The sequence below is a fragment of the Micromonospora sp. NPDC127501 genome, assembly GCF_040302185.1.
Taxonomy (GTDB): Bacteria; Actinomycetota; Actinomycetes; order Mycobacteriales; family Micromonosporaceae; genus Micromonospora.
Map to the genome: position 1 here is coordinate 168,768 of NZ_JBEORJ010000003.1, position 22,574 is coordinate 191,341.

The following is a 22,574-nucleotide window of genomic DNA, read 5'->3' on the forward strand; positions in this document are numbered from 1 at the left end:
GGCTGGGCGGACACGATGATGTCGGGTGGACAACACTGTGTGGCACACAGTATGGTGTGACACATGGTTAGCGAGGACGTTCTACGGACGCACCTACAGGAGTTGCGTCGAGGCACCGTCGTGGTGGCCAGCCTGGTCGCGCTACGCCGACCGGACTACGGCTACGCACTGCTGCAACGGCTCAGCGACCACGGCTTCCCGGTCGATGCCAACACCCTCTACCCGCTGCTGCGCCGCCTGGAGGACCAGGGGCTGCTGACCAGCGAGTGGAACACCGAAGAGAGCCGACCGCGCAAGTTCTACCGGACCAGCGACGAGGGCGAGTCGATGCTGAACCGGCTCCTCGACGACCTCGCCGCCGTGCAGACCTCCATCACCGGGCTGATCCAAGGAGTCGACCGATGAACACCCTGACCGACCGCTACCTCGCCGCCACCCTGCGATCGGTGCCCACCCAGCGCCGCGACGAGATCGCCACCGAGCTGCGGGCCTCCATCGAGGACATGATCGACGACCGCACCGGCGGCGGCGCGGACCCGACGGTGGCCGAGCGGGAGGTGCTCACCGAGCTGGGCAACCCCGACGTGCTGGCCGCCCGGTACGCCGACCGCCGGTTGCAGCTCATCGGCCCGACCTACTACCTGCTCTGGCTGCGACTACTGAAGCTGCTGCTCAGCTTCATCCCGGCACTCGTCGGCACCATCGTCACCGTGGTCGAGGCGGCCGAAGGAAAGGGTTTCGGGGCCATCGGGCCCGGCATCGTCGCGGCCATGCAGGTGGCCGTGCAGATCGCCTTCTGGCTCACCCTGACCTTCGCCATCATCGAGCGCACCCAGACGGCCGTCGACCTGCCGGAGTGGACGGTCGACCAGCTGCCCGACGCACCGGTGCGACGAGGCATCCCCCTCGCCGACACCATCGCATCGGTGATCATGCTGGTGCTGACCATCGCGTACCTGCCGCTTCAGCACTACCACTCCTGGGTGCGCGGCACCGACGGCGAGAACATTCCGATCCTCGACCCGGCTCTGTGGTCGTTCTGGCTGCCGGCGCTGGTCGGGGTGCTGGCGCTCAGCGTGATCTTCGAGATCGTCAAGTACCGGATCGACCGCTGGACCTGGGACCTGTTCGGCATGAAGGCGCTGCTCAACCTCGCCTTCTCGGTGCCACTGGCGTGGCTGGCGCTCTCCGACCGACTGCTCAACCCGGCCCTCGGCGAGCGGCTCAGCTGGCTGGCGGAGGCAGACAACCGGGACTCCCTCGGCCTGGCCATCGCGGTGGGCGCGGCAGCGATCGTGGTCTGGGACCTGGTCGACACAGCCCGGAAGACCCGCCAGCAGACGACCGCGTGAGCGACACCAGAGTAGGCGGCCCGGCGCGTACCTCGCGTCGGGCCGTCGGCCGTCGTGGTGACCACGGCGGGCCGCCCGGGTGGAGGGCCTGGTGGGCGGCGTGGCATCGTTCCCGGATGACAGTGGCACCGCGACCGGAGTGGCGTCGTCCGGGTCCGACGGCGGAGCAGCGCCGAAACGACCTCTGGATCGGCCTGGGGATGACCGGGCTGGCGCTGGTCAGTCTGACCCTGGCCCGCAGCACCGGCGCATTCCTGCTGGGCCCACCGCCGTCCGGGCCGGAGCAGCTGTTCTGGACCGTCGCGGTGACCCTCCCGCTGATCTGGCGACGACGCCGGCCGACCGCGACCCTGCTGGTCGTCGCGGTGGCGTTCATCGCCGCGCAGGCGCGCTCGGCCCCGGAGAGCCAGTTCTCCTCCTGGGCCCTGTTCTGCGCCCTCTACACCGTCGGCGCCTGGGGGCAGGACCGCCAACTGTCCCGCCGGCTGCGGATCGGCGTGATCGCCACGATGTTCGCCTGGCTGGGGATCTACTACGCGGTGATGATCGACCACATTCCGGCGGACACCTTCGCCGACGCGGTCGGGCCGGTGCCACCGGTGCTCGCCGCGATGGTCAACGGTGTGCTGCTCAACGTGCTGGTCTTCGGTTTCGCGTACTTCTTCGGCGAGACCGCGTGGGTGGCCGCGCGCCGCGAGCACGAGCTGCGCGCCCAGGCCGAGGACCTGCGCCGGTCCCAGGCCGAGGCCCGGGAACGGGCGGTGCTCGGCGAACGCGTCCGGATCGCCCGCGAGCTGCACGACGTCGTCGCCCACCACGTGTCGGTGATGGGCGTACAGGCATCCGCCTGCCGCCGGGTGTTCGACCGCGACCAGGGCAAGGCCCGCACCGCGCTGACCGCCATCGAGCAGAGCGCCCGCACCGCCGTCGACGAGCTGCGCCGGATGCTCGGCGTGCTGCGGACCTCCGCCGGCACCGACGCCGCGCCACCGGCGGCCGGCGGCGTCGAACGGATCGACGAGCTGGTCGAGCGGGCTCGGGCCGCCGGGCTGACGGCCACCCTCGGGGTGTACGGCGACCCGGTCGCGTTGCCCGAATCGGTCTCCCAGACGGCCTACCGGGTGACGCAGGAGGCGGTGACCAACACCCTGAAGCACGCCGAGGCGGCCCTGCTCGACGTGCGGGTCCGGTACCTGGCCCGGGAGGTGGAGGTCGACGTGACCGACGACGGGCGGGGCGGCGGCCGGGCCGACACCGTCGGGTTGGGCCTGATCGGCATGCGCGAACGGGTCACCGCCCACGACGGCGAGCTGGAGGCCGGGCCGCGGGCCGGCGGCGGCTGGCGGGTACGCGCCCGCTTCCCCCTGGCGGCGTCGGCGGACCGGCCGGTGGGCCCACAGCGGGAGCCGAGCGGCAGGCAGCAGGCGGCAGCCGGCGCGGAGCCGTCGGCATGAGCGCGGCCACCCAGCAGGCACCCGACACCGGTCCGACGGTGCGGGTGCTGCTCGCCGACGACCAGCACCTCGTCCGTACCGGCTTCCGGGTCATCCTGGAGGTGGAGGGCGACATCGAGGTGGTCGGTGAGGCCGCCGACGGCGAACGGGCCGTCACCATGACCCGAGCCACCCGCCCCGACGTCGTACTCATGGATGTGGAGATGCCCGGGATGGACGGCCTGGAGGCCACCCGGCAGATCGTCGCCGACGGTCCCGGGGCGCCCGCGGTGCTGATCCTCACCACTTTCGACCGCGACGACTACCTGTTCGCCGCGCTGCGGGCCGGGGCCAGCGGCTTCCTGCTCAAGAACGGCACGCCAGAGGAACTGGTCGAGGCGATCCGGGTGCTGGCCAGGGGCGACGGTCTGCTCGCCCCGGAGATCACCCGCCGGGTGATCTCCACTTTCGCCCGACCCGGCGACCCGGCGGGCACCGCCCACCGGGGCCCGGACGCCGATGCCGCGCTGGCCGAGCTGACCCCGCGCGAACGGGAGGTGCTGATGCTGCTCGCCGCCGGGTCGAGCAACGCGGAGATCGCCGCGGCCATCCACCTGGGAGAGGCGACGGTGAAGACGCACGTGAGTCGGGTACTGGCGAAGCTCGGCCTGCGCGACCGGGTGCAGGCCGTGGTGTTCGCGTACGAGAACGGGGTGGTCCGCCCCGGCGGGTGACGGCGTCCGCCGCGAGGTGGACCCGCCCGCTCACTCGCCGGGCGGACGGCGCGGCGGCGTGATCGATCTAGCGTGGGTGTGTGACCAGAACGCTTCGCCTCGACGGCGTCGACCGCAGCTTCGGCGACCGTCAGGTGCTCAGGAACGTGTCCTTCGAGGTGTCCGCCGGCCGGATGACCGGTTTCGTGGGCGCCAACGGCGCCGGCAAGACCACCACCATGCGGATCATCCTGGGTGTGCTCGCCCCCGACGCCGGCGAGGTGAGCTGGGGCGGCACCACGCTGACCCGGCAGGACCGCCGCCGCTTCGGCTACATGCCAGAGGAGCGGGGCCTCTACCCCAAGATGACCACCCGCGAGCAGGTGGCCTACCTGGGCCGGCTGCACGGGCTGGACGCCGCCGCGGCACGACGTTCCACCGACGCGCTGCTGGACCGGGTCGGGCTCGGCGAGCGCGGCGACGACCTGCTGGAGACGCTGTCGCTGGGCAACCAGCAGCGCGCCCAGATCGCCGCCGCGCTGGTGCACGACCCCGAGGTGCTGGTGCTCGACGAGCCGTTCTCCGGCCTCGACCCGCTGGCAGTGGAGACCGTCGTGGCCGTACTGCGGGAACGGGCCTCGGCCGGCGCGCCGGTGCTCTTCTCCAGTCACCAGCTCGACGTCGTGGAGCGCCTCTGCGACGACCTGGTGATCATCGGGGACGGGGTGATCCGGGCAGCCGGCAGCCGGCAGCAGCTACGCGACTCGTACACCGTGCCCCGCTTCGAGCTGGTCGTGGAGCACGACGCCGGCTGGGTACGCGACCACCCCGGGGTGACTCTGGTCGAGTTGGACGGCGCGCGGGTGGTCTTCGACCTGCCGGCCGGCACCGACGAACAGCCCGTGCTGCGGGCCGCCCTGGCGCGCGGCCCGGTCCGCGCCTTCCGTCCGGTCAGCCCCTCGCTCACCGAGATCTTCCGAGAGGTCACCCAGTGAACGTCACCCAGGCCACCCGGCTGGTCGCCGAACGCGAGATCCGGGTCAAGCTGCGCGACCGCACCTTCCTGTTCGGCACGCTGTTCTTCCTGTTGATCGCCGCGGCCGGCACCATCCTGCCGCCGCTGTTCTCCGGTGGGCCGTCCACGGTGGCCGTGACCGAGAGCCTGGCCGCGCCGCTGCGCGCCGCCGGGCTGGAAGTCCGGGTCGTCCCCGATGACCGGGCCGCCGAGCAGGCCGTCCGCGACGACGACGTGGACGCTGCAGTGGTCACCGGACCAGCCGTCCTGGCCATGGACGACGCCCCCGACGACGTGGTGACGGCCCTGAGCACCCAGCCGACCGTGCGCCTGCTCGATCCGGACGCGGTCGATCCGGTGGTGGCGTTCCTGGTGCCGTTCGTCTTCGCGTTCGTCTTCTTCATCACCTCGCAGACGTTCGGTGTGCAGATCGCGCAGAGCGTCATCGAGGAGAAGCAGACACGGATCGTGGAGATCCTGGTCGCCGCCGTGCCGGTCCGGGCCCTGCTGGCCGGGAAGGTGGTGGCCGGGGCCATCCTGGCGTTCGCGCAGATCGCCCTGATCGCGGTGGTGGCGGTGATCGGACTTCAGATCGGTGACAGCGGAGGTCTGCTCAGCCTGCTCGCCCCGGCGATCGGCTGGTTCGTACCGTTCTTCCTGATCGGTTTCGTGCTGCTCGCCGCCATGTGGGCCGCGGCCGGCGCGCTGGCCAACCGGCAGGAGGACATCGCCGCCGTCTCGACGCCGGTGCAGCTCGCCGTCATGCTGCCGTTCTTCGCGGTGATCTTCCTGAACGACAACGCCACAGCGATGCGGGTGCTGTCCTACCTGCCGTTCTCGTCGCCCACGGCCATGCCGCTGCGGCTCTTCACCGGCGACGCGGCCGGCTGGGAGCCGATCGTCTCACTGGTCCTCCTGGTGCTCACCGCCGGCGCGTTCCTCCTCGCCGGAGCCCGGGTGTACGAGGGGTCGCTGCTGCGCACCAACGGCCGGACCTCGCTGCGTACCGCCTGGCGGGAGCGGGAGACGATCGGCTGAGCCAGCGGTCCGCCCCACGCGGGCGCCGGTGTCCTGATCGGATGCCGGCGCCCGCTGTCGTGCGGCACCGTTCCGAGCGCTGTTCGGCGGCCGTGAACAGCGCGAACACTCCTACGTTGAGCCGATCCTCACGGCAACGACCTGGTCGTCGCCGGTTTCCGGACCGGAAAGGCTCTCGATGTCCCCACCGATCAACGCACGGCAACTCCGCCGTCTGCTCAGCGTCGTGCTCGCGGTCGCCCTCGCCAGCACCCTCACGGCCCTCGTCCGCCCCGCGCCGGCCGCCGCCGCCCCGGGCGACCTCATCCTCAACGGCACGTTCGACAACGGCAGCACCGAGCCCTGGTGGACCCGGCTCGCCTCGACCAGCACCACTGTCAACGCCGGGCAACTGCGCGTCCGCACCAGCGCCACGGTGGGCAAGCCCGTCTGGGAGGACCTGGTCGGTCACTTCGAGTTCGGGGTGACGGCCGCGCAGTCGTACCGGTTGCAGTTCGACGCCTCGGCCGACGTCAACCGTTCCCTGCGCGTCTCGGTCTCCCGGGCGGACACGCCCTTCACCTCCGCCGTCGACCAGAGCGTTGCGCTGACGTCCTCGATGCGCCGGTTCACCTTCGACTTCACGTCCCCGTTCGGCGACCCGAAGGCGGTGCTGCTGTTCCACTTCGGCGGCCAGGCCGCCTCGACGGTCCGGTTGGACAACATCTCGCTCACCCCGCTGGCCGTGAACCCGGCCACCGACCCGATCCTGTACTGGAACGGTGTCCTGCTGTCCACCTACAAGGCGCTGGACCTGCCACCCACCTCCTCGTCCCGCGAGGCCGCCATCCTGCACGCGGCGATGCACGACGCCGCCGTCTCGGTCACCGGGGTCGGCAACCCCTACCGGGTACGCGTGCCGGTCAGCTACCCCGGCACCATGGACAACGTCGTGGCGCCGTCCCTGCACGCGGCCATCGACAAGGCGGCGTACGACGTGCTGACCGCGCTCTACGGCGGTCAGGGCCAGTCCTACTCCCAGGCCCTCGCCGGCGCTGTCGCCCTCCGGCCGTCCGGGGTGAACGCCGCCGAGGCCGCCCGTGGTGGCACCGTCGGCGCGGCCGCGGCCGTCGCCAACCTCCAGGCCCGCGCCAACGACGGCTCCGGCAACAACACCCCGTACCAACTGGACGGCGTCCCCGGCTCGTGGCGGCCGACCAACGGCAAGGCGGCGGTCAGCCCGAACTGGGGCCTGGTCACCCCGTTCGCGCTCACCTCGGGCCAGCAGTTCCGGCCCGGTCCACCGGCCGGCGCCACCGGGTACGCCGACCTGCTCAGCAAGCAGGAGTACCGCACCCAGGTGCAGGAGATCCGCGACTACGGCGGCCGGACGTCGTCGCTGCGGACCCCCGAGCAGACGCAGATCGCGTTCTTCTGGGCCAACGACCTGGGGGGCACGTACAAGCCACCAGGTCAACTCTTCTCGCACACCCGGATCGTGTCGGAGCAGCGTCAGCTCGGCATCCTGGCCAACGCCCGGCTCTTCGGGCTGGTCGCCCTCGCCCTCGCCGACGCCGCCATCGCCGCCTGGGACGCCAAGTACCAGACGCCTGTCGACCTGTGGCGGCCGGTGACCGCCATCGAGGCGACGGAGGGCCCGGGTTGGCAGCCGCTGTCGCAGACCCGCGAGGGGGTGCCCTACACGCCGGCCTTCCCGGCCTACGTCTCCGGGCACGCCACCTTCGCGGGAGCCTGGTCCGCGGTGATGAAGAGGTTCTTCGGCACCGACGCGATCGCCTTCGACGCCACCACTGACGATCCGCACGCCGTGGACGTGGTCCGGCACATGACCGGCTTCGACCACGCCGCCGAGGAGAACGCGTTGAGCCGGATCTACCTCGGCGTGCACTATCGGTTCGACGCGGACGCCGGGCTCGCCACCGGCCGTTCCGTGGGCGCGTACGTCTTCGCCAACCGCCTGCGACAGTGAATCGTCAGTCGGGATGACGGGGGCTCCCCGTCCGGTTCCTGGACCGGGCGGGGAGCGTCACGCGTGACCGCTACGCCGCGCAGTTCCAGTGGCTGAAGTCGCCGGTACGAGACCAGACCTCTCGTGCCGTCCTGATGTTCCAGGCCGCGTCCAGCGCCGTCTGGCGGTCGACGCCGAACCGGGACACCTCCATGTCGCTGAACTGGAACAGCCCCCAGCGTCGTGTTCCGTCCTCGCCGACCTCCACCCGGTACGGGTCCAAGCCGGACAGGCAGCGCGCCACCTGCACCGCCCCGGCCGGGTCCTCCGGGAACGTCCGCCGCAGATGTTTGCCGATCCGGTCCTCCGACCAGCTGGCGGGCACCTTGCGATCGCCTGCCAACTCGTCGAACAACCGCTCGTCAGCGGTGCCACTGACCGGCAGAGCGCCAAACGCCTGGAACACCATCACCCGGCTGGTGGTGTCCGGGCCGAACCAGCCGTCGACCGGCACTGTGAGTCCGTCGGCCACCAGGTGCTGCTGGAGGTTCAGCACGCAGGGGCCGTACATGCCCTGGCGCAGCACCTCCGGGCATCCAGCGGTCGGCGAGCCGTCCGCTGTGGGAGGTGCGAGGGGTCGCAGCGCCCCGGCCGCTCCGACCGTCAGGACGCCGAGCACCGCCAGCAGCGCCAGGCGAAGCCAGCGACGGGCCGGCCAGGGCGCTTCGGGTCGCTGTGGAACCGAGCCGACGCTCGGGCGGATGTTCGCGGTGGCGGTCGTGGACGGGCCGGCAGGGGTCCGTGCCGCGTCATTGTCCCCCCGGCCCTGCTCGCCGAGGCGAGCCTCGAGGTCCCGCCGTGTCTCCAGCCACCTCTCGGCCTCGGCCGCCGGGGTGCCGCAGGCGGCCAGCAGCGCGACGACGGTGCGTTCCCGGGGCAGCGTCGTCCGCCCCAGCATCGTCGCGAGGGTGCTCGGTGGCAGCCAGTGCCCGGCCGCCGAGGCTTGTCGGGCGAGCTCCCGATAGGTCAGACCGGAACGTCGCCGCACCTCCCGGAGCGACGCCACGTACTCCCCCGCCGTGGCCGCCTGCGGCACCGGATCGCGGACAGCGTCATCCATCGAATCTCCCCGTGTCGTTGGTGGGCGGGCCCGAACCCGTGCCGGCGCGAGCCCGTCGGCCGTACACCGGTCAGCGGCGCGGCCATCGAGAAAAGACGCTAGGTAACCCGGTCGGCCAGGACAATGCCCTGGTCGCCGCGCTGGGCTGTCCGGGCAGCTCAGGGCAGCATGTCCGGATCCTGTCCGACCATCTCGGACAGTCGCCGGGACCCGACTTGCCTCCGCGTCCACAGTGTCTGGAGAATCGGGCGATGACCACGGGGGAGCTACGCCCGGACGACGCGTCCGACCCGGCCGAGTTCGTCGAGATGCTGCGCCAGCTCAAGGACCGGTCGGGGCTCACCTACCGGCAACTGGAGCAGCGTGCCGCGTCGACGGGTGACGTGCTGGCCCGTAGCACAGCGGCGGACATCCTGCGCCGGTCCACACTGCCGCGCCCCGAGGTGGTGGCCGCGTTCGTGCGGGCGTGCGGAGCGGGAGATCAGGCCGAGACGTGGGTGCGGGTCCGGCACCGCCTCGCGGCAGGTCAGCTCACCCCGCCGTCGCCGGCGGCGGACCCCTCGCCGGTCGACGCGGTCACGACCGTGGCCCCGGAGCACTCCGGCCCCGCCCGCGCACGGTGGTTCGCGCGGCCCGCGCCGCTGGCGCTGCTCGTCGTCGCCCTGCTGGCCACGCTCGGCGTCGGCTTCTGGATCGAGCGACGCGACGACGAGCGAGGGAAGACCGCGCAAACCACCGATCCGACCGCATCGGCGGGTGGCGGTGCCCGGTCGCCGAGCGCGGGGCCCAGTCAGATCCGCCCCGTCCGCAGCCCGCACCTCTGCCTCACCGAGGGTCGCGATCGCACCGGCCAGTACACCAAGGAGATAGCGGTCCAGCGGCCCTGCACGGAGGCCACCCCACCGGACACCTCACTGGAACCGGTGGCCGACGGAATGTTCTTCATCCACTGGGTCCACCCGGTGCTCGGCAAGGGCTGCCTCACCATCCGCGACGAGGATCCCGGCCGGAACCTGCTCGAACCCTGGAACGAGAAGGACTGCAGCGCGAACAGGCCGAAGCAGGTGTTCCACTTCGAACCAACCGGAGCGACGCCCGACACGTACCGCATCCGGCCCGACCGTACCGAGTTGTGCGTCGGCCTGCGCGACGACGACAGCGCCGTGGCGGACGCGGCGCTGGTCGAGCCGTGCACCGGTGGCCCGGATCAGGTGTTCCTGGTCAACGCGGTGCCCGGTAACTGACGTCGGCGCCGCTCAGCGCGCCGGTGGCACCTGATCCCAGCCGGCGGGCAGCGGGGGCGCCGTCCAGGTGGGGTCGGGCTGCCAGGTGGCCCACGACAGGTCCCACCAGCGCTCACCCCCGTCGAGTAGGGCGGCGATCCGGTCACCCTCGGCCTGGATGGCGTCCGCCATGCCCGGGTAGCGCCCCTCGACGAGGCGCTGGGCGAACATCTCCACGTCCTTCCAGACGTACCGGTCGGCGTCCGCGGCCCACCACAGGTCCAGTTCGTGGTCCAGGGTGTCCACCCCGATCGGGGTACGCCGCACCGGGTCCTGGAGGTTGAAGTACCAGCCGGCGAAGTCGCGCCCCGGCCCGGTCCAGAACACGTCGATCGAGTGCGCCTCACCGGGGCGTTGCAGCATCAGCTTGCCGTGCCCGGACCAGGAGCGGTGCCCGGCGGCCTCCCACGGGTGCCGCCCGCAGGGGAACACACCCGTGTCCGGAAAGCCGAACTCCGCCCCCGGTGGGAGGTAGAGAGCGAGCAGATCAGGCGAATCCTCGACGCAGATCGTCGGGCAGCCGAACCAGACCTCACCCCGCAGCACCTCACGCCGTACCACGGTGTCGCCAGGCGCGAACGGCTCCGCCACCACCAAGGCACCTCCTGGTTCGCCGCCCGCCGGCGACCCCCGCCGCGATCGTGCACTTCCTGTTGGCGATATGCCCTGCGTGACCCGGTCTGTCGGGTCAGAAAGTGCACGATCGCGGCGGGGTGAAGCGGGAGCGGGGCGGTCAGGCGTCGACCGCCGCCATCACGTCGTCGCTGACGTCGAAGTTGGCGTAGACGTTCTGCACGTCGTCGCAGTCCTCCAGGACGTCGATCAGCTTGAAGATCTTGCGGGCGCCCTCTTCGTCCAGCGGCACGTTGACGCTGGGGATCAGGGAGGACTCGGCCGACTCGTACTCGATGCCGGCGTCCTGCAACGCCGTGCGCACCGGGATCAGGTCGGTCGGCTCGGAGACCACCTCGTACGCCTCGCCGATGTCGTTGACCTCTTCGGCGCCGGCGTCGAGGACGGCCAGCATCACGTCGTCCTCGCTGGTGCCCTCCTTGGGGACGATCACCACGCCCTTGCGGGAGAACATGTACGACACCGAGCCGGCGTCGGCGAGCGAGCCGCCGTTGCGGGTCAGCGCGGTCCGTACCTCGGTCGCCGCGCGGTTGCGGTTGTCGGTGAGGCACTCGATGAGCATGGCCACGCCGCTCGGGCCGTACCCCTCATACATGATCGTCTGCCAGTCGGCGCCGCCAGCCTCCAGGCCGGAGCCGCGCTTGACGGCGCGATCGATGTTGTCGTTCGGCACCGAGCTCTTCTTCGCCTTCTGGATGGCGTCGAAGAGCGTCGGGTTACCGGAGGGGTCACCGCCGCCGGTCCGCGCGGCCACCTCGACGTTCTTGATCAGCTTGGCGAACATCTTGCCGCGCTTGGCGTCGATGACGGCCTTCTTGTGCTTGGTCGTCGCCCACTTTGAGTGGCCGGACATCTTCTACCTCCGTTGCTACCCGCCGTCTGCATCGACCGCACCGCTCACGCCCGCTCCCGCCGGCGCACGCGGAGGTGCCGGTCAGCTCTGGTGGAAGCCGTGGCGGGCAGATGGCCCTGCCGAATCTCCGCAATCCTACCGACGTCCCCCGGGTCCCTGTCACGCACCGCGCACGGCAGGACCGCCCGGCCCCGGCGGATCAGGGCAGACGGGACAAAAACCCTGGGCGAAGCCACGACCGCGGCGAGCATCATGGACAGCTCGGCGCGGTCGCCCGCCGTTCAGCAGGCGGCGCGGACCAGGTCCACGAAGTACGCGTGCACCCGCAGGTCACCGGTGAGCTCCGGGTGGAACGAGGTGGCCACCAGGTTGCCCTGTCGGACCGCCACGATCCGGTCGGCGGCCGGGCCGTCGGACACCACCCCGATGACCTCGACGCCGGCACCGACCCGCTCGACCCACGGCGCGCGGATGAACACCGCGTGGAACGGCTCGCCCGGCACCCCGACGACGGTCACCGGCGCCTCGAACGAGTCGACCTGCCGGCCGAAAGCGTTGCGCCGGACGGTCATGTCGATGCCGGCGAAACCGCGCTGATCGGGTCGACCGTCGAGCACCTCGGTCGCCAACATGATCATCCCGGCGCAGGAGCCGTAGACCGGCATGCCGTCGGCGATCCGCTTGTCGATCGGCTCGCGCATCTCGAAGATGTCGGCGAGCTTGCTCATGGTGGTGGATTCGCCGCCGGGGACGACCAGGCCGTCGACCGCGTCCAGCTCCGCAGGGCGGCGGACCGGGCGGGCGTCCGCGCCCGCCGCGGCCAGCGCCGCCACGTGCTCGCGGACGTCGCCCTGGAGCGCGAGCACACCGATCACGGGTGCCGTCATGGTCGCACCGTTCCTCTCCGCCTCCGCCGTTCGGGAAGAGCGCTCACCAACCGCGCTCGGCCAGGCGGTGCGGCTGCGGGATCTCGTCGACGTTGATGCCGACCATCGCCTCGCCGAGACCCCGGGAGACCTTGGCCAGCACGTCCGGGTCGTCGTGGAAGGTGGTCGCCTTGACGATCGCGGCGGCCCGCTGGGCCGGGTTGCCCGCCTTGAAGATGCCGGAACCGACGAAGACGCCCTCCGCGCCGAGCTGCATCATCATCGCCGCGTCGGCCGGGGTGGCGATCCCGCCCGCGGTGAACAGCACCACCGGCAGCTTGCCGCTCTCGGCGACCTCCTTGACCAGCTCGTACGGGGCCTGCAACTCCTTGGCCGCGACGTACAGCTCGTCGGTCGGCAGCGAGGACAGCCGGCGGATCTCCTGGCGGATCTTGCGCATGTGAGTGGTGGCGTTGGAGACGTCACCGGTGCCCGCCTCGCCCTTGGAGCGGATCATCGCCGCGCCCTCGGTGATCCGGCGCAGCGCCTCGCCCAGGTTGGTCGCGCCACAGACGAAGGGCACTGTGAACGCCCACTTGTCGATGTGGTTCGCGTAGTCGGCCGGGGTCAGCACCTCGGACTCGTCGACGTAGTCCACGCCCAGCGACTGGAGGATCTGCGCCTCCACGAAGTGGCCGATGCGGGCCTTGGCCATCACCGGGATGGAGACCGCCTCGATGATCCCGTCGATCATGTCCGGGTCGCTCATCCGGGACACCCCACCCTGCGCGCGGATGTCGGCGGGCACCCGCTCCAGGGCCATCACGGCGACGGCGCCGGCGTCCTCGGCGATCTTGGCCTGCTCGGCGTTGACGACGTCCATGATCACGCCGCCCTTGAGCATCTCGGCCATGCCACGCTTCACGCGGGCGGTGCCGACGACGGGGGCGGTACCGGTGTTCGAGGCGGTGTTTTCGGGCACGGCTCATCGCTCCTTGGACATGCTCTGGGGGTGGCAGCGAAAATGCTACGCGCGGTTCAACGCCGCACCGACAGCCAATCAGACCCCCGGTGGCCTGCACTGTGGCAGTGGTCACCGGCTCGCCGCGGCAGCCACGGCGCCGCTCGGAGGTCAGGCGGCGGGGACGTCCGCCGGCACGACGAGGGTCGGGTCGTCGATGTCGAAGTAGCGCGGCCACTCCCGGCCCCGCCCCATCCGCAACAGGCGCACCAGCGGCCGGCTGCGCGCCGAGCGGGCGTCCCGGACCAGGTCCGTGTGCACCTGCCGGGACAACGCCAGGCGACGACTCGCGGCGATCACCGCCGCGCAGTCCGGGTCGCCCGGGTCCAACTGGACGCCGCGCAACTGCCGGGTCAGGTCGTTCTCCGCCGCCTCCCGCTCGTCCGGGCTGGCGTCCAGGGCGATCCGGGCCGCCGCGTACAGCTCGACGCCGAAACGCCGCTCAGCCAGGACCGCGGCTGCCGCCGCCCGGCGCAGCAGGTGGGCGTCGAGGGCCCGGGCCGCCAGCTCCGCGCGGCCCTGTAGCCGCTCCACCCGGCCGGCGGTCCAGATGAGGTACGCCGCGACTAGCCCCACGACCACGCTCGCGGCCACCACCCACCACATGTGCGGCATCGTAGTGCTGCTCCGTTTCGTCCGATTGGGCGCGGCCGGACCGGTCCCACCGGTCACCTCCGCACCATCCGTCACACCGGCTCAGCTCAGCCCCACCCACTCCTGGTCGATGACACGCCCGTCAGTTGCCTCGATCGCCGCTGCGTATACCTCCAGAACACGGCGAGCAACCACCGGCCAGTCGAAATTCGCGACCACCTGATCGCCGCAGGCACTGAGCGTGGCCCGCGCGGCCGGGTCGTCCAGCAGCTCGGCCAGCACGTCACGCAGCCCCACCGGGTCACCGGTGGGGAAGAGCCGACCGGCGCGACCACCGTCGAGCACCCGCCGGAACGCGTCCAGGTCACTGGCGATGACCGTCGTCCCTGCGGCGAGGGCCTCGGTGAGGATCATGCCGAACGACTCACCGCCGGTGTTCGGGGCGACGTAGAGGTGCACACTGCGCAGCATGCGCGCCTTGTCCGCTTCACTGACCAGGCCGAGGAAGGTGATCTGCTCGTGCAGCTCGGCCGGGAACTGGTCGTACAGGTCGTCGGGGTCGCCCGGGCCGGCGACGAGCAACCGCAGACCGGGCCGGGTGGCGGCCAGCGCCACGAACGCGTCGCGCAGCACCGGGAAGCCCTTGCGTGCCTCGGTGAACCGGCCCAGGAAGCCGAGCGTGCCGCCGGTGCCGGCCGCGCACTCCCCCGGCCAGCCCGGCAACGGCTCGGCGTCGGCGAACTTGGCCACCGCCACCCCGTTGGGGATCTCCACCGCCCCGCCGTCCATGTGCTCGACCTGCACCTTGCGGGCCAGCGCGCTCACCGCGATCCGGGCCGTGATCCGCTCCAACACGATCTGGAGCACACCCTGCGCGGCGGCGAGGACCCGCGAACGGGTCATCGCGGTGTGGAAGGTGGCCACCACCGGGCCACGGGCGGACAGCACGGCCAGCAACGACAGACTCAGCGTGAGCGGCTCGTGCACGTGCAGCACGTCGAAGTCGCCGTTGGTGATCCACCGCCGCACCCGGGCGGTCGACACCGGGCCGAACGCGATCCGGGCCACCGACCCGTTGTACGGCAGCGGAACGGCCCGGCCGGCGGACACCACGTACTCCGGCAGCGGCGAATCCTCGTCGGCCGGCGCGAGCACGCTGACCTCGTGGCCCAGCACGATCAGCGCCTCGGCGAGGTCCATGACGTGGTTCTGCACCCCGCCGGGCACGTCGAAGGAGTACGGGCACACGATGCCGATCCGCATCCGTCAGCCCACCTCCTCAGGCCGGGCCGGAGGCCGACGAGGGCAGCGTCGCGCCCTGCCCCGACCTCGCCTGGTCCAGCCACATCCGCTGCAACATGTGCCAGTCTTCCGGATGCCGGGCGATACCCGCCGCCAGACGGTCGGCGATCAGCTGGGTCAGCGACCGGACCCGCTGGTCCAGCGGCCCCACCTCGGGCCCCGGCACCGGCAACGGACCAGCCAGCGACGCGCAGGCGGCATCCGGTTCGTACCACAGCGAGGCCACGTAGAGCGGCGCGCCGGTGTGCAGCGCGAGCAGCGCCGGCCCGGCGGGCATCCGGGTCTTCCCACCGAAGAAGTCCACCTCCACCCCCCGGGCGGAGAGGTCCCGGTCGGCCAGCAACGGCACCACCGCGCCAGCTCGTAGCCGGTCCAGCAGCACGTCGAACGCCGGACGCGGCCCCCCGTGGGTCGGCAGGATCTCCATTCCCAGACTCGCCCGGAAGGCCAGGAAACGCTTGTACACGCCCTCCGGCTTGAGCCGCTCCATCACCGTGGTGATCGGCCAACCGGTCGCCGCCACCCAGGCGCCCGCGGCATCCCAGTTACCGGCGTGCGGCAGGGCCACCACCGCGCCGCGACCGGCGGCCACGTCGGCGGCGAGCAGCTCGGCGCCGTCGAGCCGGAAACCGGACAGGATCTGCGAGCGGCTCAGGGCGGGCAGCCGGAACGCCTCCATCCAGTACCGGGCGTACGAGCGCAATCCGCGCTTGACGAGATCGTCCAACTCGGCGTCGGGCAGCTCCGGGCCGACCACCCGGCGCAGGTTCGCGCGCAGTCGGGCCGTACCCGCGCCGCCGGCGCGGTGGGCGCGGTCCGCGCCCGCCTGGAACACCGTCGCCACCAACGGCCGGGGTAGCGCGCGGACCACCCGCCACCCGGCGATGTAGCCCAGCTCGGTGAGGTTCACGCGACTCTGCCGCCGGTCGTCCGACGCCGGGCCGGAACGCCACTCATGCCTGGCCGTCCGGCTGGAGCTGCTGGGCCTGGCGGTAGACGTGCGTCATCCGCTGCCCCACCGTGAAGATCGACACGGCGGCGAGCAGCCAGAGCGCGATCTCCAGGGCCGGATCGACACCGACACCGGTGAGGATCCCGCCGACCCCGACGATCAGCAGTCGCTCGGTGCGCTCGGCGATGCCCACGTTGCAGGTCATGCCCAGCCCTTCGGCACGGGCCTTGACGTAGGAGACCAGGCTGCCGGCGGCGAGGCAGACCAGGGCGGCGGCCACCCCGGAGTGGTCGCCCTGCGTGGCCAACCAGTACGCCACCGCGCCGAAGACGGCGCTGTCGGCGACCCGGTCCATGCTCGAATCGAGGAAGGCGCCGAATTTGGTGGAGCCGCCGCTCATCCGGGCCATCGTCCCGTCGAGCAGGTCGGTGAGCGCGAACAGGGTGACGATCAACGCGCCCGCGACCAGGTGGCCGCGAGCACCGAAGCCGAGCGCGCCGACGAGCACACCAACGGTGCCCGCGACGGTGACGGCATTGGGGGTGACGCCCGCGCGCAGCAGGGCGCGGGCAATCGGCTCTACGACGCGGGTCATCCCCGCGCGGGCCGACACTTGGAAGATCTTCGCCATGGCGGTCCCCACGATAACGGTCCGCCCAGCTCCGCCGATACGGACGGTACCGCCGACCCGCCCGGGGGAGGCTTGTGCCTACCCGGCAACGGGTGTGAGATCGAGCCGGGAGGTGAGCCAGCTCACCCGTCCGCCCGTCCCGTTCCCGCTGTGCAGCAGACCACCGGAGGATATCGCCGCGCACTCGCCCCGGGCCGCTTCCCGTCGCGCGGCGGTCGCCACCACCACCGGCTGAGGGAGGTGCGCCCCATGGCGCAGAAGAGTCACGAGAAGGGTTCCACCGGCGGCACGCCGGTGGTGACCGAGCCCGAGCGGGTTCGCAACGTGGTGCTCGTCGGGCACTCCGGGGCGGGCAAGACCACACTGGTCGAGGCACTGCTCGCGGCGACCGGCACGATCGGCCGCGCCGGCACCGTGGTCGACGGCACCACGGTCGGCGACCACGACCCCGCCGCCGTACGCCAGCAGCGCTCGGTCAGCCTGTCCTGCGCGCCGCTGCTGCACAACGGCATCAAGGTCAACCTGCTGGACACCCCCGGGTACGCCGACTTCGTCGGTGAGCTGCGCGCCGGGCTGCGGGCCGCCGACGCCGCGCTCTTCGTGGTGTCCGCCGCGGGCGGCATGGACGCGGCCACCGTCGCGCTCTGGGAGGAGTGCGCCGCCGTCGACATGCCCCGCGCGGTCGCGGTGGCCCGACTGGACCAACCCCGCGCCGAGGTCGACGAGACGGTGGCGCTCTGCCAGCGCCTCTTCGGCGACAACGTGATGCCCCTCTACCTGCCGATGCTCGGCGATGACGGGGTCTCCACCGAGGGGCTGCTCGGCCTGATCACCCGTCGGGTCTTCGACTACAGCGCGGGGCTGCCCGCCGACGTCCGCGACCCGGACCCGGAGCACCAGCGGGCCATCGACGAGTCCCGCGACGAGCTGATCGAGGGGATCATCGCCGAGAGCGAGGACGAGACCCTCATGGACCGCTACCTCGACGGCGAGGAGATCAGCGACGAGGTGCTCATCGACGACCTGGAGAAGGCCGTCGCCCGGGGCCACTTCTACCCGGTGGTGCCGGTCTGCGCCCAGACCGGTGTCGGGCTGGACGTGCTGCTGGAGGTGCTGACCGCCGCGTTCCCGTCGCCGCTGGAGCACGAACTGCCGGCGGTGACCGGCGTGGACGGCTCGCCGCGTCCGCCGCTGAGCTGCGACCCGGCCGGGCCGCTGGTCGCCGAGGTCGTCAAGACCACCATCGACCGCCACGTCGGTCGGGTCTCGCTGGTCCGGGTCTTCTCCGGCACGCTGCGCCCCGACCAGACCGTGCACGTCTCCGGGCACGGCATGGCCGAACGTGGGCACCCCGACCACGATGCCGACGAGCGGGTCGGGCACATCTACACACCGCTGGGCGCCACCCTGCGGGAGGTGTCGCTCTGCGTCGCCGGTGACATCTGCGCGATCACCAAGTCGGGCAGCGCCGAGACCGGCGACACCGTCTCGACCAGGGACGACCCGCTGCTGATCGCACCCTGGGAGATGCCGGAGCCGCTGCTGCCGGTGGCGATCGCCGCCCGCAGCCGCGCCGACGAGGACGCCCTGGCCCGCAACCTCGCCCGCCTGGTCGCGGGCGACCCCACGCTGCGGCTGGAGCGCAACCCGGAGACCCACCAACTGGTGCTCTGGTGCATGGGCGAGGCACACGCGGACGTGGTGCTCGACCGGCTGCGCGCCGGCGGCGTCGAGCTGGACACCGAGCCGGTCAAGGTGTCGCTGCGCGAGACCCTGACCGTGCCCGCGAAGGGGCATGGTCGCCACGTCAAGCAGTCCGGCGGCCATGGCCAGTACGCGGTCTGCGACATCGAGGTCGAGCCGCTGCCCCGCGGCAGTGGCTTCGAGTTCGTCGACCGGGTGGTCGGCGGAGCGGTGCCGCACAACTACATCCCGTCCGTGGAGAAGGGCGTCCGCGCCCAACTGGAGCGCGGCCTGGTCGCCGGGCACCCCGTGGTGGACCTGCGGGTGACCCTGGTCGACGGCAAGTCGCACAGCGTCGACTCCTCCGACGCGGCCTTCCAGACCGCCGGGGCGCTGGCGCTGCGCGACGCCGCCGAACGTGGCCAGCCGGCCCTGCTGGAGCCGATCGACGAGGTCACCATCCGGGTTCCGGACGGCTCGGTGGGCACGGTGATGGGCGACCTGTCCGGCCGGCGCGGCCGGGTGCTCGGCACCGAACCGGACCCGGACACCGAGGGCCGTACCCTCGTTCGCGCCGAAGTGCCGGCCACCGAGCTGCTTCGGTACGCCGTCGAGCTGCGCTCCATGACGGCCGGCACCGGCACCTTCCGCCGCCACTTCGTCCGCCACGACCCCATGCCCGCCCACCTGGCCGACCAGACCCGCAAGGAACAACTCCCCTAAACCCCGCCCCAGGCCCGGCGATCTTGCACTTTCTGTTGTCCTCATGTCGCTGTTGCGGCACAGGTCGCCGCAGGAAGTGCAAGATCGGCGGAGCGTGAGGTGACGCCGGGGGTCTACGGGTGGACTGTGGGGCGGGTGGGGCGGGGCCAGTGGGGGCGGTCGGCGTCGCGCAGGGCCGCGGTACGGACGGCGGCGAGTTGACGCTCCACCTCGACGAACTGGTCCGCCGGCAGCGGGCCCCGGTGCAGCGCGGCGGCGTTCTCCTCGACCTGGGCGACCGTACGGCAGCCCGGGATCGGGATGGTGCGGCCGCTGCGCGCCCAGATCCAGCCCAACGCGCCCTGCGCGAGGGTGCGCCCGTCGGCGGTGAGCGCGGCACGGACAGTGCCGACCCGGCGCAGCCACTCCGGTGCCGGCCGGCCACCCCGGAACCACTCCAACCAGCCCGGGGTCAGCCCGCGTACGTCGTCGCGGGGCAGTGTCGACCCGGCCGAGTACTTGCCGGTGAGCAGCCCCATCCCGAGTGGGCCCCGGTTGACGCTGGCCAGGTCGTACTTGTCGCAGACGGCGAGCAGCTCGGGGGCGTCGCGCAGCACCGACAGGGCGTGTTGCACGGCGGTGGCACCGGCGGCGGCCTGCCCGAACGCGGCCGCCCGGTCGGTGCGGTCGGTGCTCCACCCGTACGCCCGGATCAGGCCCTCGGCCACCAGGTCCTCACAGGTCCCGATCAGCGCCTGCGCCCTCGGCACCGACAGGTCGGCCAGGTGCAGCTGATAGAGGTCGATCCGGTCGGTGTCCAGCCGGCGCAGTGAGGCGGTCACGGCACTGCGCAGGTATCCGGGCGACGCGTCCTCGCCGGTGGCCTGCCGGCCGGCCTCGTCGAAGGTGTAACCCCACTTGGTGGCGATCACGGCGTCGTCGCGGCGACCGGCGAGCGCGCGACCGAGCACCCGCTCGCCGTGCCCGGCCCCGTACGTGTCGGCGGTGTCGAAGAGGGTGATGCCGAGGTCGAGTGCCCGGCGGACCGCCCGCACCGACTCGTCGTCGTCGACCGCGCCCCAGCCCAGCGGCTGGGTGCCCTCCGCCCAGGGCCCGCCGATCGCCCAGCACCCCATGCCGAGGGCGCTGACCTCGATGCCGCTGCGCCCCAACACCCGCGTCGTGACTGCCATCGGCCGATCGTGCCACCTTCGGCGGGCCGGGGCGTAGCAGATCGGCGGGCGGACACGCGGGTGCAGGGAGACGGTCACGGTGCGGCATGATCAATGCCATGCGACGGCTCGGGGTGGACATCGGCGGGGTCATCATCGAGCCAGCCGACGACGACGCGGACACGTCGTTCTTCGGCGCGCACTACCTGCGTACCCCGGCCGTCGTCGGGGCGTTCGACGCGCTCACGGCGCTCGGTCCGGCGTTCGACGAGGTGCACCTGGTGTCCAAGTGCGGGGAGTCCACCGAGCGGCGTACCCGGGACTGGCTGGCCCACCACGACTTTCCGGCCCGCACCGGCATCCCGGTCGAGCGGGTGCACTTCTGCCGCACCCGACCGGACAAGGCGCCGATCGCCAGACGCCTCGGCCTGACCCACTTCGTGGACGACAAGCTGGAGGTGCTCGGCTATCTCGACTCGGTGCCGCACCGCTTCCTGTTCCGGCCCCGAACGGCCGAGGTCGCCGCACACGCCGCGCTGCTGCCCCGCGTACGCCGGGTGGAGAGCTGGTCGGAGCTGACCCCGCTGCTGCGCGCCGACTAGCCGGACCGGTGCGGAGGCCGCGCGACCGGCGCGGCGCGGCCGGCGGCGGTCAGGACGGCCAGGCGCGGGCGAGCAGGTCGCGGGTGTCGCCGAGCAGCTGCGGCAGGACCTTGGTACGGCCGATCACCGGCATGAAGTTCGCGTCGCCGCCCCAGCGCGGCACGACGTGCTGGTGCAGGTGCGCGGCGATGCCGGCACCGGCCACCCCGCCCTGGTTCATGCCCAGGTTGAAGCCGTGGGCGTTGCTGACCTTGCGGATCACCCGCATGGCGGTCTGGGTGTACGACGCCAGCTCGGTGGTCTCCGGCACGTCCAGGTCCGTGTAGTCGGCGACGTGCCGGTAGGGGCAGACCAGCAGGTGCCCCGGGTTGTACGGGTAGAGGTTGAGCACCACGAAGACGTGCTCGCCCCGGGCCACCACCAGGCTCTCCTCCGGGGGCAGCTGCGGCCCTCGGCAGAAGGGGCAGCCGGTGGGCTTCTCGTAGCCCTCGGCCGGGCGGTCCTCGCCGGAGATGTAGGTCATCCGGTGCGGCGTCCAGAGCCGCTCCAGGCCGTCCGCCATGCCGTCACTGTCCGTGTGCCGTTCCGCCCCTGTCACGAGCCGATCCTACGGAGCCCCGCGGGCACGCCGCGACACGCGCCTTCGGGAAACCCGGGACTGCAAGTTCTTGACGGATCAAAGTCAAGGCATGAAACTTCCATGCATCCACGTACTTCCATGCATTGATGGAGGGCTACATGTTCCGACGGCTCGGCAGGTTCCTCGCGGCACTGGCGTTGACCGCCGCCACCACAGTGGCCGGCGTCACCCTCACTGCCGGCGCGGCCCAGGCGGACGGCTGCTACACCTGGGGACGCACCCTGTCCCAGGGGGCGTCCGGCGAGGACGTCCGGCAACTCCAGATCCGGGTCGCCGGCTACCCCGGCTACGGCGCGGTGCTCACCCTCGACGGCGCGTACGGCCCGGCCACCCGATCGGCGGTGATCCGCTTCCAGCAGGCGTACGGGCTGCCCGCCGACGGCATCGCCGGCCCACAGACGTTCAACCGGCTCTACGCCCTCCAGGACGACGACTGCACCCCGGCCAACTTCAGCTACCCCGAGCTGAACAAGTGCAACAGCGACTGGTCCGGCGGCGCGGTCTCGGCGAGCACCGCCCGGTTCAACGCGCTCGTCTCGATGTGGAAACTCCAGGCCATGCGGCACGCCCTCGGCGACGTGTCCATCGCGATCAGCAGCAGCTTCCGCAGCTACGCCTGCAACAGCGCCGTCGGCGGAGCGTCGAACAGCCGACACCTGTACGGCGACGGAGTCGACCTGGTCGGGTCCCCGTCGTTCTGCCGGCTGGCACAGCAGGCCCGCAACCACGGCTTCGGGCAGATCCTCGGCCCCGGCTACCCCGACCACAACGACCACACCCACGTGGCAGCCGTCGGAGGCTGGTCAGCGCCCAACTGCGGCATCTGACACCCCGCCACCGCCTCCGGCGCTACCTCCGGGCGCAGCGCTCTCGGCGCCACGCTCTCGGCGCCACGCTCTCGGCGCCACCTCTGGCGAAGATCGCGCTCGAACATGGAAGTAGTGGCCTCCCCCACCTGGGAGGCCACTACTTCCTGGATCGAGCGCGATCATGCGGCACGCGGGCCGCGAGCGAGCCGTGA

22 protein-coding genes are annotated in these 22,574 nt (G+C 72.0%); 11 read left to right on the forward strand and 11 right to left on the reverse strand.

The window, feature by feature from the left end:
• Nucleotides 1–63: 63 nt before the first annotated feature.
• The 7 genes from ABTW72_RS08140 (at nucleotide 64) to ABTW72_RS08170 (ending at nucleotide 7,520) form a co-directional block, all read left to right on the forward strand.
• Nucleotides 64–405, forward strand: coding sequence for a PadR family transcriptional regulator (locus tag ABTW72_RS08140; RefSeq protein ID WP_091401756.1), 342 nt, complete (start codon nucleotides 64–66; stop codon nucleotides 403–405).
• Nucleotides 402–1,352 carry a permease prefix domain 1-containing protein gene (locus tag ABTW72_RS08145; protein ID WP_350855803.1) on the forward strand — a complete coding sequence of 317 codons (951 nt, stop codon included), beginning with the start codon at nucleotides 402–404 and terminating at the stop codon, nucleotides 1,350–1,352. Before ABTW72_RS08140 ends, ABTW72_RS08145 begins: the two co-directional genes overlap by 4 nt.
• Nucleotides 1,353–1,468: 116 nt before the next feature.
• Nucleotides 1,469–2,806 (forward strand): sensor histidine kinase, encoded by a 1,338-nt coding sequence (locus tag ABTW72_RS08150; protein ID WP_350855806.1) that lies wholly within the window; start codon nucleotides 1,469–1,471, stop codon nucleotides 2,804–2,806.
• Nucleotides 2,803–3,519 (forward strand): response regulator, encoded by a 717-nt coding sequence (locus ABTW72_RS08155; protein ID WP_350855809.1) that lies wholly within the window; start codon nucleotides 2,803–2,805, stop codon nucleotides 3,517–3,519. Before ABTW72_RS08150 ends, ABTW72_RS08155 begins: the two co-directional genes overlap by 4 nt.
• Nucleotides 3,520–3,599: 80 nt before the next feature.
• Entirely contained in the window at nucleotides 3,600–4,493 is an 894-nt protein-coding gene (locus tag ABTW72_RS08160; RefSeq protein WP_112583369.1) for an ABC transporter ATP-binding protein, read from the forward strand.
• Complete coding sequence (locus ABTW72_RS08165; protein WP_350855812.1) at nucleotides 4,490–5,551, forward strand: ABC transporter permease; 1,062 nt, start codon at nucleotides 4,490–4,492, stop codon at nucleotides 5,549–5,551. The genes ABTW72_RS08160 and ABTW72_RS08165 overlap by 4 nt, the downstream gene beginning before the upstream one ends.
• Nucleotides 5,552–5,729: 178 nt before the next feature.
• Nucleotides 5,730–7,520 (forward strand): carbohydrate binding domain-containing protein, encoded by a 1,791-nt coding sequence (locus tag ABTW72_RS08170; RefSeq protein ID WP_350855815.1) that lies wholly within the window; start codon nucleotides 5,730–5,732, stop codon nucleotides 7,518–7,520.
• Nucleotides 7,521–7,590: 70 nt separating this feature from the next.
• Here ABTW72_RS08170 and ABTW72_RS08175 read toward each other — a convergent pair whose 3' ends face one another.
• Nucleotides 7,591–8,619 (reverse strand): peptidoglycan-binding protein, encoded by a 1,029-nt coding sequence (locus tag ABTW72_RS08175; protein ID WP_350855818.1) that lies wholly within the window; start codon nucleotides 8,617–8,619, stop codon nucleotides 7,591–7,593.
• Between the two features lie 251 nt (nucleotides 8,620–8,870).
• On the opposite strand from ABTW72_RS08175, the gene ABTW72_RS08180 reads away from it, so the two are divergent.
• A complete protein-coding gene (locus tag ABTW72_RS08180; RefSeq protein WP_350855821.1) occupies nucleotides 8,871–9,863 on the forward strand; it encodes a helix-turn-helix domain-containing protein in 993 nt (330 codons plus the stop codon).
• Between the two features lie 12 nt (nucleotides 9,864–9,875).
• On the opposite strand, the gene ABTW72_RS08185 is transcribed toward ABTW72_RS08180, so the two are convergent.
• From ABTW72_RS08185 to pgsA, 8 genes are all read right to left on the reverse strand, one after another.
• A complete protein-coding gene (locus ABTW72_RS08185; protein WP_350855824.1) occupies nucleotides 9,876–10,493 on the reverse strand; it encodes a ribonuclease FAU-1 family protein in 618 nt (205 codons plus the stop codon).
• Nucleotides 10,494–10,635: 142 nt separating this feature from the next.
• Nucleotides 10,636–11,388: a YebC/PmpR family DNA-binding transcriptional regulator gene (locus ABTW72_RS08190; RefSeq protein ID WP_124771632.1), complete on the reverse strand. Its 753-nt coding sequence runs from the start codon at nucleotides 11,386–11,388 to the stop codon at nucleotides 10,636–10,638.
• Nucleotides 11,389–11,669: 281 nt separating this feature from the next.
• Nucleotides 11,670–12,275: a pyridoxal 5'-phosphate synthase glutaminase subunit PdxT gene (gene pdxT, locus ABTW72_RS08195; protein ID WP_350855827.1), complete on the reverse strand. Its 606-nt coding sequence runs from the start codon at nucleotides 12,273–12,275 to the stop codon at nucleotides 11,670–11,672.
• Nucleotides 12,276–12,318: 43 nt separating this feature from the next.
• Complete coding sequence (gene pdxS / locus ABTW72_RS08200) at nucleotides 12,319–13,236, reverse strand: pyridoxal 5'-phosphate synthase lyase subunit PdxS (RefSeq protein WP_350855830.1); 918 nt, start codon at nucleotides 13,234–13,236, stop codon at nucleotides 12,319–12,321.
• A 150-nt stretch (nucleotides 13,237–13,386) separates the two neighbouring features.
• Nucleotides 13,387–13,890 (reverse strand): hypothetical protein, encoded by a 504-nt coding sequence (locus tag ABTW72_RS08205; protein WP_112583378.1) that lies wholly within the window; start codon nucleotides 13,888–13,890, stop codon nucleotides 13,387–13,389.
• 81 nt (nucleotides 13,891–13,971) lie between these two features.
• Complete coding sequence (locus tag ABTW72_RS08210) at nucleotides 13,972–15,132, reverse strand: glycosyltransferase family 4 protein (protein ID WP_350855833.1); 1,161 nt, start codon at nucleotides 15,130–15,132, stop codon at nucleotides 13,972–13,974.
• A 16-nt stretch (nucleotides 15,133–15,148) separates the two neighbouring features.
• Nucleotides 15,149–16,081 (reverse strand): phosphatidylinositol mannoside acyltransferase, encoded by a 933-nt coding sequence (locus tag ABTW72_RS08215; RefSeq protein WP_350855835.1) that lies wholly within the window; start codon nucleotides 16,079–16,081, stop codon nucleotides 15,149–15,151.
• 43 nt (nucleotides 16,082–16,124) lie between these two features.
• Nucleotides 16,125–16,754, reverse strand: a complete 630-nt coding sequence (pgsA, locus tag ABTW72_RS08220; protein ID WP_112602096.1) for a phosphatidylinositol phosphate synthase — start codon at nucleotides 16,752–16,754, stop codon at nucleotides 16,125–16,127.
• A gap of 249 nt (nucleotides 16,755–17,003) precedes the next feature.
• On the opposite strand from pgsA, the gene ABTW72_RS08225 reads away from it, so the two are divergent.
• Entirely contained in the window at nucleotides 17,004–19,160 is a 2,157-nt protein-coding gene (locus tag ABTW72_RS08225; RefSeq protein WP_350855838.1) for an elongation factor G-like protein EF-G2, read from the forward strand.
• A 113-nt stretch (nucleotides 19,161–19,273) separates the two neighbouring features.
• Here the strand turns inward: ABTW72_RS08225 and ABTW72_RS08230 are convergent, their stop codons facing one another.
• Nucleotides 19,274–20,332: an aldo/keto reductase gene (locus tag ABTW72_RS08230; RefSeq protein WP_350855841.1), complete on the reverse strand. Its 1,059-nt coding sequence runs from the start codon at nucleotides 20,330–20,332 to the stop codon at nucleotides 19,274–19,276.
• A gap of 98 nt (nucleotides 20,333–20,430) precedes the next feature.
• Between ABTW72_RS08230 and ABTW72_RS08235 the strand changes: the two genes are divergently transcribed.
• The gene (locus ABTW72_RS08235) at nucleotides 20,431–20,913 is read left to right on the forward strand and encodes a hypothetical protein (protein WP_350855844.1); all 483 of its coding nucleotides are present in this window, start codon (nucleotides 20,431–20,433) and stop codon (nucleotides 20,911–20,913) included.
• A gap of 49 nt (nucleotides 20,914–20,962) precedes the next feature.
• Here ABTW72_RS08235 and ABTW72_RS08240 read toward each other — a convergent pair whose 3' ends face one another.
• A complete protein-coding gene (locus tag ABTW72_RS08240) occupies nucleotides 20,963–21,475 on the reverse strand; it encodes an HIT family protein (RefSeq protein WP_181518504.1) in 513 nt (170 codons plus the stop codon).
• A 176-nt stretch (nucleotides 21,476–21,651) separates the two neighbouring features.
• On the opposite strand from ABTW72_RS08240, the gene ABTW72_RS08245 reads away from it, so the two are divergent.
• Nucleotides 21,652–22,380, forward strand: coding sequence for a D-Ala-D-Ala carboxypeptidase family metallohydrolase (locus tag ABTW72_RS08245; RefSeq protein ID WP_238682954.1), 729 nt, complete (start codon nucleotides 21,652–21,654; stop codon nucleotides 22,378–22,380).
• The last annotated feature ends 194 nt before the right edge of the window (nucleotides 22,381–22,574 follow it).